The sequence below is a fragment of the Shinella sp. SUS2 genome (assembly GCF_001262505.1).
Classification (GTDB): domain Bacteria; phylum Pseudomonadota; class Alphaproteobacteria; order Rhizobiales; family Rhizobiaceae; genus Shinella.
Window position 1 is genome coordinate 1 of record NZ_KQ410773.1, and the last position, 11,825, is coordinate 11,825.

At 58.9% G+C, this 11,825-nt stretch carries 11 protein-coding genes; 2 read left to right on the forward strand and 9 right to left on the reverse strand.

The genetic code is table 11. The features are described 5' to 3' along the window. From AKG11_RS31930 to AKG11_RS31965, 7 genes are all read right to left on the reverse strand, one after another. The coding region (locus AKG11_RS31930; protein ID WP_050746906.1) for a phage late control D family protein at positions 1-1,028 on the reverse strand (1,028 nt) is incomplete at its 3' end. A gap of 1 nt (position 1,029) precedes the next feature. Further along, positions 1,030-3,432, reverse strand: coding sequence for a phage tail tape measure protein (locus tag AKG11_RS31935; RefSeq protein WP_197284055.1), 2,403 nt, complete (start codon positions 3,430-3,432; stop codon positions 1,030-1,032). Between the two features lie 123 nt (positions 3,433-3,555). Continuing rightward, entirely contained in the window at positions 3,556-3,822 is a 267-nt protein-coding gene (locus tag AKG11_RS31940; protein ID WP_050746907.1) for a phage tail assembly protein, read from the reverse strand. A 424-nt stretch (positions 3,823-4,246) separates the two neighbouring features. Continuing rightward, the gene (locus tag AKG11_RS31950; RefSeq protein WP_050746909.1) at positions 4,247-5,029 is read right to left on the reverse strand and encodes a head maturation protease, ClpP-related; all 783 of its coding nucleotides are present in this window, start codon (positions 5,027-5,029) and stop codon (positions 4,247-4,249) included. Continuing rightward, entirely contained in the window at positions 5,019-5,957 is a 939-nt protein-coding gene (locus AKG11_RS34940; RefSeq protein ID WP_050746910.1) for a hypothetical protein, read from the reverse strand. The genes AKG11_RS31950 and AKG11_RS34940 overlap by 11 nt, the downstream gene beginning before the upstream one ends. Further along, positions 5,942-6,340, reverse strand: a complete 399-nt coding sequence (locus tag AKG11_RS31960; RefSeq protein WP_050746911.1) for a hypothetical protein — start codon at positions 6,338-6,340, stop codon at positions 5,942-5,944. Before AKG11_RS31960 ends, AKG11_RS34940 begins: the two co-directional genes overlap by 16 nt. Positions 6,341-6,593: 253 nt before the next feature. Next, the gene (locus AKG11_RS31965) at positions 6,594-7,847 is read right to left on the reverse strand and encodes a hypothetical protein (protein WP_050746912.1); all 1,254 of its coding nucleotides are present in this window, start codon (positions 7,845-7,847) and stop codon (positions 6,594-6,596) included. Between the two features lie 256 nt (positions 7,848-8,103). Here AKG11_RS31965 and AKG11_RS31970 point away from each other — a divergent pair, with 256 nt between their 5' ends. Both AKG11_RS31970 and AKG11_RS31975 read left to right on the forward strand, forming a co-directional pair. Then, entirely contained in the window at positions 8,104-8,970 is an 867-nt protein-coding gene (locus AKG11_RS31970) for a DUF4231 domain-containing protein (protein ID WP_050746913.1), read from the forward strand. Positions 8,971-8,972: 2 nt separating this feature from the next. Continuing rightward, positions 8,973-9,482 carry a TIR domain-containing protein gene (locus tag AKG11_RS31975; RefSeq protein WP_050746914.1) on the forward strand — a complete coding sequence of 170 codons (510 nt, stop codon included), beginning with the start codon at positions 8,973-8,975 and terminating at the stop codon, positions 9,480-9,482. A 167-nt stretch (positions 9,483-9,649) separates the two neighbouring features. Here AKG11_RS31975 and AKG11_RS31980 read toward each other — a convergent pair whose 3' ends face one another. Both AKG11_RS31980 and AKG11_RS31985 read right to left on the reverse strand, forming a co-directional pair. Then, entirely contained in the window at positions 9,650-11,242 is a 1,593-nt protein-coding gene (locus tag AKG11_RS31980) for an AAA family ATPase (RefSeq protein ID WP_050746915.1), read from the reverse strand. Next, positions 11,217-11,396 (reverse strand): hypothetical protein, encoded by a 180-nt coding sequence (locus AKG11_RS31985; protein ID WP_156334204.1) that lies wholly within the window; start codon positions 11,394-11,396, stop codon positions 11,217-11,219. Before AKG11_RS31985 ends, AKG11_RS31980 begins: the two co-directional genes overlap by 26 nt. Between the last annotated feature and the right edge of the window lie 429 nt (positions 11,397-11,825).

Here is an 11,825-nt window from a genome sequence, read left to right on the forward strand (position 1 = left end):
TGAACTCCATCGAATCTCGCAAATCCGAAGGAATCATAACCTGTTGAAATCACCCACCTCTTTTTGAGGCAGCCTCTGAAGGTATGTGTCACGGTGTCTATGACGTACGGAGCGCCATCCAAGCCAGGGCGAAATCCTTCGAAGATCAGCGGTGCGCCAGCGATAACGGCCGTGTTTCCTATCAAGGTGACCGACGCCGAACCCGTCCCGGTCTTGAGGTCATTCGCCTTGGCCTGAGCCGCCTTGTCCGCTTCAGCCGCGTCAGCATAGGGCTCAGGAATACGGAAAATGCTGTCGCCGTCACCTGAGGAGTCCGCCTCGACCTCCACCCGCTCTGCTTTGTCGCGGTCATGGTAGTATGCAACAACCTTCTGATATTTCGTCCGGTCGTTGGCCTCGAAGGTGCAAGTGCCTTGAATGTGCATTGGGGGCCTTACTACGATTGTTCCAAGAAAACCTCCCCCGGCAGAATTCGCGCTGCCCTTCTTTGCGAAGACAACTCGGCCGTCCTTGACCTTAAACAGCGCTCCATGGCGACGAGCAAGTAGATCGAGGACTTCGGCGGGGCTTTGGTCTTGCTGCCCGAACCACTCATAGACGTGAGCACCGACTTCGGCGTCAATTGAGGCGGGAAGCCCCACGTCAGCGGCGAGGTCCGTCACAATCTCCTTGACGGATTTGTTGTCCCAATGCCGCTCTTTCCGCTCCTTGAACTTGCCGCTTCTGAGGTCGGCCGCCTTGCCAGAGATGGTCATCTTGTAGGTAAAACAGGAGCACGTAACTTGATCGACCACGAACTCGCCCATTTCCCGCAAGCCCGAATGCTCATAGCCCATGGATATTTGCACCGATGCACCTTTGCGGGGGATCGCAAGAAACCCGGCTTCCGGCCCGTCGTTCAGCTCAATGCTAAACGTGTCAGCGCCACCCTCCACCTTGTCGGTGACAGTGACGTTGAGAACGCGATTGTAAAACGTGCCGGCCACGGGCTTCCCGTCGACGGTGATTTCAACCATTGGCTTGGTCATATTACGCTCCTCCGGACCATGCGGCCTCAACGCCTTGCTTGATGGTGCGCCCGAGTTCATGGCCTGCTTGAGTAATGGCGGTGCGCGTGTCGGCAACGCCGGAGATTGTGATTGTGGCGGGTACGGTCACATTGACGGTGATTTCGGAGGGACCGGCACCACCGGACGAACCGGCCGCAGCGGCGCGATATGCATCGTGCGGCGAGATCATGCCCGACGCGCCGGGCGAGAACAGTTCCGGGCCGCGCTCGCCGACGACATAGAGGCCGCCGCTCCGGACTGGGCCGCCCTTGGCGCGCGCGCCGTCAACGGCTCGCTTTTGTGCAGGAGCCTCTTCGCCGCCTCCAAGCCATGACGGCATTTTCGGCCACGAGATGATGTTGCTGAGATCGATCCTGCCGATCGCAGCCCTGATCTTGTCAGGCAGGGACGTGAACCACGCCAGAAGTTCGCCAGCTTTCGCGACAACCCCGTCAATAATGCCCTGGATCATGTCGACGCCGGCCTGGAACATCGCCGAATTCAGCGCTTTGAAGCCGTCGATCAGCTTTCTCGTCACTGCATAGGCATTGTCCTCGATGACCATCTGGTGTTGACGCGTGAGGTCATTCGACTGGAATAACGAACCGAGCCAGCTAGCCGCCTCTTTGAACTGCTCCCACGCCCATTTTGCAGCATCCCCCAGTGCGGAGAACGACTGCGCGAACGGGTCGAGCACGGGCCACAGGAAATCGATGGCAGGCTGAAGCTCTTCGCCGATTGCCCGCGCTACGCCTGTCACGATAGAGGAGATGCGGTCCCAGTTTTGCCAGAGCGCAAGGCCAGCACCGGCAACAAGAGCAACACCCGCTCCGATGGCGAACCATGCCGGCGCGGAGATGGTGGCAAGTGCAGCACCAACTGTACTGAGAGCCCCACCGATTGCCGTTACGCCCGGCACGGCCGCTGCCATGCCACCGAGCGCAGCTCGTACAGTTTCGAGTTTGGTTAGGCCCGCACCGTTGAGCCCCCCATCAAGCATGGCGGCCATGCTCGCGTTCTTCGATGTGGAGAGCGCTTTGAGGGACCGCTGAAGCGCAACCGCTTCCGTCGCCGCCGTGGTGAAGTGCGAAGCCAGGCGCGCTACTGGAATGACCATGGAGAGGACGCTGCCCTTCGACCACAAAAACGCGAACCGCGTGGCAGTCATGGCAATGTTGAAGCCCACCAAGGCTGCCGTGGCGGCGACAATGGCGGAGGTTGCTTCCGGGTAGCGCTCTGCGAGGTCAGCAATGCCGGTGACAATCGGCGCAACCTTGTCGATGACGGCATTGAGGCCCGGCAGAAGGGTGGCGCCAATGGAAGCCGAAAGGTTTTCCAGGGCGGCCTGCATCCGCAAGAGCGCACCCTCAGAGGTCTTCATGCGGCGCTGGAAGTCGGCCTCAACAGTACCGGACGCACCCATGGCCTCGGCACGAATACGGCGGTACTCTTCCATGTTCTGGGTGAGGGGCCGCAGGCCCTGCTGAACCTGTGCGTCAGCGAAGAGATCACCAATTTTACTGAGATCACCCTTCAACGTCTTGTTGGTGATATCCGCGATTGCCTCGATCGGGCTCATGCCTGCTTCGGCGCGTTTCTTGAGTTCGCGCTCAAGGTTGACGCCCAGCTTCTTGAAGGCTTTGACAGTCTGGGGGGCGTTTATCTTCTGCAGGACGTTCGACAGGTTCGTTGCCGCCGAGGCCGAGTCCCCCGTACCCTTTCTGACGATCTGCAACGCAGCCGAGAGATCGGCCACGGCCGGCACGCCGGTCTGGCCGAGAGCCTGATATCCTGCGCCGAGGGCCGGGAAGTATTGGGCCATATCTTTGAGCTCGAACGCCCCAGCCTTGCCAGCCTGGGCCATGGCATCCAAAGCTTTGCTGAACTGGTCGGCAGGAACCTTCAAGTTGTCGAGGGCGGCGTACCCGGCCGACGACAGGTCAGTGATGGACGCCTTATAGGCGAAGGCGGCTTTGCCGATGTTGGGCAAAAGCTTGAGCGCGTCGCCCTCGGAAGCACCAAGACCGAGAAGGGTGTCCATGCCCTCTGCCATGGTGCTGCCGGCCTGGTTGGTCTGCCGGCCGATCAAGCGAAGCTGTTTTCCGAGTTCCGCGAGCCGCTTCTGCGGGATGTCGGCTTTCTGGCCGATGTCTTCCAGCTTGGACTCAAAAGCCACGGCTGCCTTCACGGGAGCGGTGAGACTTCTCGCCAAGGTGTAGCCGACTGCCACGGCGTCGAACATGCGGCCGCGCATCGTATCAAGAGCCGCTGCATTGCGGGCCGCCATCATCTGGAGCTTGGCAAGGGCGGCGTGGACACCCTTCGCCCTGCCGCTCACCTTGTCGGTGAGCGAGAGGACGAGTTCAGCGTTCCGTTTCGCCACGGCCGCCTCCATTTTTCAGCTTGATGAGTTCAACGGCCGCTTCGTACCAATCGAGGGTCTTTTCCGGCGGCCACTGCTCAATGACATTGATGGGGGTGTTCAGTTCGGAGGCGATGAGCGCGACTACGCCGCGCCATCCACCTCCTCGTCCTCCCCCATGAGATCAGCCACAGCGACGGCGATCTTGTTGAAGTCACGCATCGGCACCTGCTTGAATACCGGAAGCGGCACGTCTGCCATCGAGGCGAAGGTGGCGATCAGCTTGCCGTTGGGGCCTTCGAACTTGTCGGCGATGATCATGTCGCCGGTATTGGCCTCACGGAAGGTCAGCGTGGAATAGGTTGTGCCGTTGTGCTCAATCGGCGCGCGAAGAGTGTATGAAATGGTCATGATGTACTCCTAAGAAAAAACCCGGCGCGATGGCCGGGCGAGGATGATGGGGTTTAGGGGCGAGGTGTCCGCGGACATCGCGGACACTGCGGACACTGCGGACACCTAGGCTGACGGTTTTCTGTTACGGGGTAACAGCCCGAAATGACCGCGCAGGCGCGCGTCGGTTGCGGCGACGTTCACGCGGCCGGAAGTGTCCGTAATCAGCAAACCCTTTTGTTTCCAGATAGTTACCGTCTTTCGGCTAACGTGCTGGTATTCCGCGTATTGGCTTTGATTCATGTAGGTAACGGCCATAACCCGCTCCATTTTGTTACCTGTCCGCAGTTTGTTACCCTGTTTTCAAACTAGCTAAAGTTCGACCGGCGAGGCTTGCGCCTCCGCTTGGCGGTCGGACCAGGACACGATCCTTGACCTGGGGGGGCTACCAGTGGCGCCGTGCGTTATGCTCGGCGATGACCTTGCTCCAGCCGCTGAATTCCGCTGGTTTGTCCCTGAGATTTGGCGCATTGCGCTTGTTGAAGTCGGCGACGACACTATCCCAGCCGTGCTGCAGTCGGCTTGGATCCTTGACCTCTTTGCCGCTCATGCGTGCAACGACCTTGGCCCATGATGCTTTGACATCTTCCGCATTCCGGGCAACCAGATGGGGATGAGATTTCGCGACCCGCGCCATGGCCTGGGTCGCATGCCGGTAGCGCTCATAGTCATACATGGCGTATGCAGCCGCTTTGGCCGTACCAGTTGCGGTAGCAAACCCCGCGGCTACTGCTTCCGGGCCGTCGTACCAAGTCTCGGCCTTCATCACCAAACGGGCGGTCTGTTCAGAGATGCCCGCGCGGCGCGAATAGATTCTTGCGTATGCCTTCGCATATGCCTCGAGTTCCTCAATGGTCTTTGCATGATCGGCCGAGTTGCCAATAGTGACCTGCAGCGGATCATGGATCATCATCACGGCGCCACTCGCCATAACGATAGAATCACCGGCCATAGCGATTAGGCTCGCGGCACTGGCCGCGATGCCCACGACCTCTACTGTCACCTTGCCGGGATGTGCGTGAAGCAGGTTGTAGATCGTTGCTCCGTCAGCGGCATAGCCGCCTCCGGAGTTGATCGATACGTGGACTTCACCGGAACTAGGCAGTGCATTGCGCACTATCGTCGGGGTGAAGTCCTCCCCGACGACACCGAAGAGGTCAAGACGCAAGGGCGGTCTCCCTGGGGGCGAGGACATACTCGATCTCAGCCTTGCGCTCAGGACGAACGCGACGGGGCGGAAGCGGCTGATCAAGCTTAGCCAGGAGGCCGGCCGCATGATAGCTGCCAGGTTCAAAGAAGACGGGGCCGCCTACGATGGCCGGCGGCAGTTCCACCTTCTGCGCCAGGGGCGCGGCGAAATGGCCCGTCTCGTCGGGCAAGAACGTGCGCTTGATAAATCGGCGTTTCACAGCCTCGATCGTCCCGCCGTTATCCGTGGAGTAGTAGCCCTTCTCCCAGCCGCCTTCGTCGAAGTCTTCCTCGCTCCAGCGGCTTCGGATTCGTTTGCCTACACGCTCAACGCGAACGCGATGCTGGTGCTCGAGGGGTACGGATTGCTGGCCGATCGCGGCCCACAACTCGACGGTTTCTTCCTTTGTGACCTCTTTGTACAAATTCGGCGCCGAGCGAACGTCCTCTGCCTTCTCAAGACGAGCGGCCCCAGCCGGCAGGCTCTCATTGGCCAGCTCGACAGCAACATCCGCCTCGGCGATGGCGCGCAGAACGTCGCGGATCGCCATGGCCGCCTTCTCATAGTCGCCGAGCTTTTTCCGGGCGGTAGCCGTCAGTTCTTTGGCGCGATCGTAGGCGGCCTGGCGATTGGACTCGGCTTCGGCCTCGAGTGCCGCTTCATGATCCCGCTCGAGCCGGTGGGCGCGAGCGCGTGCCTGATCCAAGTCGATGTTGGCCTCGGTCTTCGCGTCCAGGAGGGCGCGGAGGGCCTTCTTATCGGCTGTGAGGAGGTTGGCCTCGTATTGCTCTTCTGCTGCAGCTACCGCAGCTTCGGCCTGAGCGAGCTCGGCCTGGGCTTTGGTTATTGCGGCGGCGATGTCGGCCGAGGACGATTTGCCGAGGAGTTTGTTCAGGAGTTTTGACATTCGATTTCCTTCAGTTCTGTGTCGACATCGCGCCAAATCGTTCCGGCGTGCAGCACGATGCCGGCGGTATCAGTCTGGCGAACGGTGAGGAGAGCGCCCGGCTCCGGGATGATCGGGTCCGGGTTGTAGGAGGCGGAAATGATGGTGCCGATGGCGTCGGCGTTGACCGGCACGCCCGCGCGGTGAAGGGCTACCAATAGGGCGATGACAAAAACTTCGTGTTGATCGAAAATACGTCGGTGCCCGCGCTTTTCGCCAAACGGGATGAGCATCTTTGCGATGGCCAGCCAATTACCGAGGCTGGCGGCATTGACGTCGAGGACGCGGCAGATGTCGCTGAACTCGAAAACGCGGTCGTGGTAGTGCGGCGAGGCGCGGGGCATGTCGCGGCTCCTTTCAGCTATTAGATTTAACGGGTTTTGAGGTGACGTAAAAAAAGCCCCGGCCTTGCGGCCGAGACTTTTGCAAACTGGCCCCGCGTCGCGGAAGACACGCGCCGACGGGGAGATCGACCGTCGGGAGAAGGATAAACCGGCGGCGATTCTGGAATAGAAAAAGCCCCGTGCGAGACGGGGCCAAGTTGGGACATCGGAGAACGCCCTTATCTAAGGGGGCTGAGAATCGACCGAGTTGGTATTATGCGGCGATTTTTTCTGAAATTTTTTTCAGCGTCCGCTCCACTATCTTCCGGCCTTCATGCGATGCGGAGGACTCCGGATGCTCGAAACGCATGCCGATGGACCGGAAACTCGCGTCATCAAGGACCGCATCAAGCACTTCCAGGTCCACCTCGTCGATACCTGCGGCAGCCAGTTTCTCTGCGCGGTCCATTTCGGTCAGCACCTCATGCAATCCAGCGCTCGCCCCGCCCACGCCCTTCATTTCAGAAATTCCGGCGAGACGGCCGTAATCCGCGGCCACGCCATCGGGCAACAGCTTGACGGGGGGCATCACCTTCGTGTTGGCAATGGCCGTTGCGAGGACGTTGTCATTTGCCACAGCCCGCGCCGTCCGTGGCGGCGAGGCGAGCGACCGAGGCGCGTTGGGGGACTGAGCGGATACATAGGTGCAGGCCGACTTCAGCCGCATGTACGCCTTGTCCTCCGCCGGCTGTGCTTCGACATGCTTCTCAGTTTCCGACTTCTCATTGTAGACCAACCCGAGCGGGTCGGCCGTGTAGGCAGGGCGGCGCTTTCGCCCCTTATAGTCGCCGTAGGCTACAAGCTCCCCATTGCGGAAGATTAGGCCGGTCAGCTTGCCCCGCCAGTTGGTTGAGCCGAGTAGCACATTGCCTTCAATGAACGAGAAGCCGCCGTTGCTCATCCCATCCTCGTAAGCGGCAAGGAGCATCGGCACGGATGGCGTGATGGAGCCCTGGTTATGAACACGTTCCGCGCCCATGCCAGCGTCCTCGTTCTCACCGGCGGGCCGATTGTCATTGACGGCCGTGACGGCAGGACGCAGCAGTTCCTTGACGAGGCGCAAGGGCACGACGAGAGGCGACTTCTCTTCCACCATCCAGCGCTCGATGCGGGTCGCGTGCTGACCGTGCTTGTCTGCCGTCCCGGCCGCGTTGCGCTCTGCGAGCCAGCCAGGGGTCGGACCATCATTAGGAAGCCGGAAGGGTACGCCAGGCAGGCGGGCCGCGATGCGCGAACCTATCCACTCCTTCGAACCGAGGCGAGGTGCAGAACGGAAGGGGCGAATTCGCTGCGGGGCGTAGTCTTTCCACTCAATGTGAGCGGGCTTGGGCGGGACGAGCCAGCCGTGGGAGTCGTAGCTTTCGCGACCGGCATCATGCGGGCCGCTCTTGCCCCACGCGCGGACGGTGGCGACACACGTGTAGAGCCGGTGCCCGACGGGCACAGCTTTGCTGCGAATAAAGGTCATGAGTTTCCCGATGTTTGGAAGAATGTGGCGCCGCCGGTTCTCGGTCTTTGCGCAAGCGGAATCGGCAGCATTTCGCCGATTGTTGGATAGTAGTACCGCTTTACAAATTTGTCAAGCTTTCTCTATTGACAAAAGCGGATTCCTATGAGTGGAGCGCATTCCGCATTCCCCTATAGGTCGCCTTGTGGATAACGATGCACTTATACGTGCGACAGCAAAGGGCTGCTGCTAGTATCAATTTATGCGGGAGAAAAGCATGAAGTATCCGGTTCTTTTCATCGGTGCCGACCAAGCCTCAAACGAAAGCCAGAGAAAATTCCTGTGGCTCGTTCGAGGCGAGTACTTTTTCCTGTTGGTTGCCGCGTTCTTCTCGCTCGGCTGGAGTGACACGCGAACCTTCTACATTGCGTACGCAGTCGCGTTTGTGGTTCCTATGGCCTTGATGGCGTATCGCTCAGTCAAAAAGCCGGAGAAGACTTGGTATCAGGCGCGGGCGCTGGCCGAGTCGGTTAAGACCCTAAGTTGGCGGTTTGCCATGAGAGCCGAGCCATTTGATGATGACAAGGCAATAGATGCACGGCGTGATTTTCAGCACCTTGTCAGAGATGTTTTGAAGATGAACCACGCCGTAAGCGATGCTCTGGGCGGGCTTTCTGCAAGTGGAGAACAGCTGCCCAACGAGATGCAAACTATCCGTGAGTTTGGTCTTGAGCAGCGCAGAGAATATTATCTAAAAAACCGAGTGTCTGAGCAGCGCGTATGGTACGAAATGAAAGCAAAGTCCAATAAGAGGGCTGCTTCAATCTGGTTTTGGATTTCGCTTGTAGCCTACGCCCTGGGATTGTTTTTCATTTTAACCAGGATTGTCGATCCGTCTAACATAGGATGGCCGACTGAGCCGCTAGTTGTGTTCGCATCTGCAGCCATTGGTTGGACGCAGATAAAAAAATTCAATGAACTCGCCGCGGCCTATAGCCTAACCGCCCAAGAAATCGGGCTCACCGAAGTGCTGATACGCGACGCGCGGACGAATGCGTCGTTCTCCGCAGCGATCAATGAAGCTGAGTTGGCCTTCTCCCGTGAGCATACCCAGTGGTCCGCCCGTCAGCAACAGGGAGCCTGAAGATGACATCACATTCGGATCCCTCCTACATCGTCTTTGATGGCGACGAGGATAAGTGGGCCTACGCTTACATGAAGGGTTGGAACGCCAATGATCGCATGGACTTCAACTTTTCCAACGCTCACGACTTAGACAGCATGACAAGTCGCGCCCAAGGTGAAGATTACGTGAAACGAAATCTTCGCGCGCGAATGCAAAAGTCTTCCGCCGTAATTGTGTTGGTGGGCGAGAAAACCAAGAACCTATACCGGTTCGTTCGATGGGAACTCGACCTCGCATTGTCGCTGGGACTTCCGATCATCGTTGCGAACTTGAACGAGAGCCGCAGGCAGGACGATCGTTGTCCTCCCATTCTTCGCGATAAGTGTGTCGTGCATGTTCCCTTCAAGATGAGAGCAATAAAGTACGCTTTAGATAATTGGCCTAATGAATTTCGTAGGCTTCCATTGACAGAGCGGCAAGACGGTTGGAGGCAGTATACTGCTGAACAGTACCGAGCGATGGGTCTTTAAGCCCCAACAGCGATTTCATCGACAGCAAGTCAGGGCGTGGAATTCCACCCCGGTCCCAGCCGGGGGTGGGTGTTCCACCCCCCAGGGGGTTATAGGGGGTGGAAGGAACAGGGGGGTGGTATAGGGGTGGTATAGGGGTGGTACTAGGGTGGAACGGGGGTGGTAGCCTACGCGGCGTGCCTGCCGGAACCGAAGTCTTCCGATGCCAGGACAAGTCGCTGGCGCGACTTCGAAGGCGGCCCCTCCATCACGACCTTTACCTCACCGGACGAAAGCATGGTGTGCATGGCGGCTTCGAGCGCTTTCACGGTGACGCCACTGGCTTCTGGGCGCGCCGCGATAATCTTCGGCGCATAATTCACTCCCTTGGTTCTGGCGACGCGGTCGCCAGTCCGATTGATAGAGGATAGAGCATCACGAAATACGCGTTCAGCTTGTGCTTGAACGAGCACCGACGCTGCCGTTGGTTTTCCATCGTCCAATACGAACGCCCCGTCTTTCCAGCGCAGTTTGATCTCTCCGCCCTTCCGCCCGTAGTTTGCCTTCATCGTCGACAGGATGCGAAGGTCGGGGTCGTCCTTATCGGCCGTGAGGTATAGGCGGCTGCGAACACTGTTGTTCCATGCAGTCGAGCCCGACGAGCCTGTGCCGGACTGCATGCCCTGAAGCGACGGGTGAGCCAGAAGCACCACGGCGCAATCAAACCCGATTGCGATCTGCCGCAGAGCACTGATGAATTGCCGGACCTGGCCACGCTTGATTTCGTCGCCACCGTAAAGATCGGCCGCGGTGTCAAGCACGATGAGCCGCGGCCGGAAGTCGGCGGCGGCCTCGATGACCTTTTCCATCAACGGCGTCGGTTTCATGTTGCCGGCCTTGTCTGGCACCACAAGCAACGCGTCCCGGTCAGCCAGCGGAATGAGGCGAAAGTCAGAAAGGTGCCGAAGGCTACGGCCATGCGCAACTGTGATATCGTCAAGGCGGCGCCAGAATTCATCTTCTTCGTCTTCCGCGCCAACGTAGAGGACTCGGCCGGCAGCAGGACCTATATCGAGCGTGTCAACACACATCGAGCCCGCCGCGGCGATCTGGAGTGAAAGAAGCGATTTCCCTACGCCGCCATCACCATTGACGATTGTGACCTGGCGGTTTGGGATGAGGTCTTCAGCATACCATTCGCGGGTCGGAACGGGGCGGCCATACCAGTCGGCCGGATTGATGAGGCGAAGCGCGCCGGGTTTGTTGTCATTCGCCGCGACGGGAGCGTCCGTTGGGAAGAGGTCTTTAGCCAGCTTCGCCATCGATTCCGACAACGGCGTGGGCTTGCGTTCTGGTGGGCGAGCGCCGATATCCCGGCCAATGATCCGCATTGCAATGTCGCCATCAGCCTCCGGGCCCGCAATCTGCTCCAGCACGGGGTCGCCAAAGTCCGTGAAAAACAGCATCATGGACGTTTCGGGGGAGCAGCCGTCAATCTGATCGACGAGAATGCTTACGCGTTTTGCGTCCTGCGGATCTTCCGGCCACTCATCAGCCGGCAGCGGCTCGAGGTTCGCGGGGTCGGCGTGGCCGAAGTCAGGGGAGCCGTCCGGCAGCGCTGGCGCCAGAACAACGTTCACCGTGGCATGGCCGTGATTCACGAGGCGATCATTTATCCCGAAGACAAGCGCCTCGCGGCTGTCGGCTTCGCTGGCACGTGGGGCGGGCGTTCCCCGTAGTTCTTCGATGTTGGTCTCAAGCTGCTTTAAGATCGATGCCATTACGGTCTAACTCTCCCATGGCCAGCGCAACCAGCGCCGCGTTGATTTCGTGGGTGAAGGTGGCGACGGCGCTACCGAAGGCGGACGGCGCAAAGACGCGCGGCCCGCAACCGGTCTGCTTTAGGGAGAGGTTGTAGAGCCGCAGGCCGTCCATCTGGACATCTAGGCGAGCGACAAGCTTCCCGCTCCCAGGAGGAGCGGGTCTGATAGATATGATTTGCATTGGTTCCCCATGGTTATTTCGCCGACTCGTGCCAGCGGGATGATGTCGTTTTGCTTGAGCCACTGTAGAAAAATAGTGACATCCACCTCGTATCTTGATATACTTAAGTTGTAATCAATTGATGGTTACCAATAAGAACAATAAGGAACTATAGCATGATAAGACGTATATTTGAAAATTTGATTTCAAGGTTGATTGTTGAAGGACTCAAGCTGCTAGTCAGCAAACTATTCGATGGTTGATTTCGAAGCTCTCGGGCAATTGGCCCGAGAGCTTTTTAATTTAAGAGTCTGACTCGAAAAGCCTTCAACGATATCGGTACCTTGCAAGTCGCCTTGTGATCAGGCGAATGTGGGCGAA

Bases quoted from the DNA above. Each gene is read 5' to 3' on its own strand.
- AKG11_RS31980 (WP_050746915.1), bottom strand. From the start codon at position 11,242: ATGGCATCGATCTTAAAGCAGCTTGAGACCAACATCGAAGAACTACGG.
- AKG11_RS31960 (WP_050746911.1), bottom strand. From the start codon at position 6,340: ATGCCCCGCGCCTCGCCGCACTACCACGACCGCGTTTTCGAGTTCAGC.
- AKG11_RS31985 (WP_156334204.1), bottom strand. From the start codon at position 11,396: ATGGACGGCCTGCGGCTCTACAACCTCTCCCTAAAGCAGACCGGTTGC.
- AKG11_RS31975 (WP_050746914.1), top strand. From the start codon at position 8,973: ATGACATCACATTCGGATCCCTCCTACATCGTCTTTGATGGCGACGAG.
- AKG11_RS31940 (WP_050746907.1), bottom strand. From the start codon at position 3,822: ATGACCATTTCATACACTCTTCGCGCGCCGATTGAGCACAACGGCACA.
- AKG11_RS31970 (WP_050746913.1), top strand. From the start codon at position 8,104: ATGAAGTATCCGGTTCTTTTCATCGGTGCCGACCAAGCCTCAAACGAA.
- AKG11_RS34940 (WP_050746910.1), bottom strand. From the start codon at position 5,957: ATGTCAAAACTCCTGAACAAACTCCTCGGCAAATCGTCCTCGGCCGAC.
- AKG11_RS31965 (WP_050746912.1), bottom strand. From the start codon at position 7,847: ATGACCTTTATTCGCAGCAAAGCTGTGCCCGTCGGGCACCGGCTCTAC.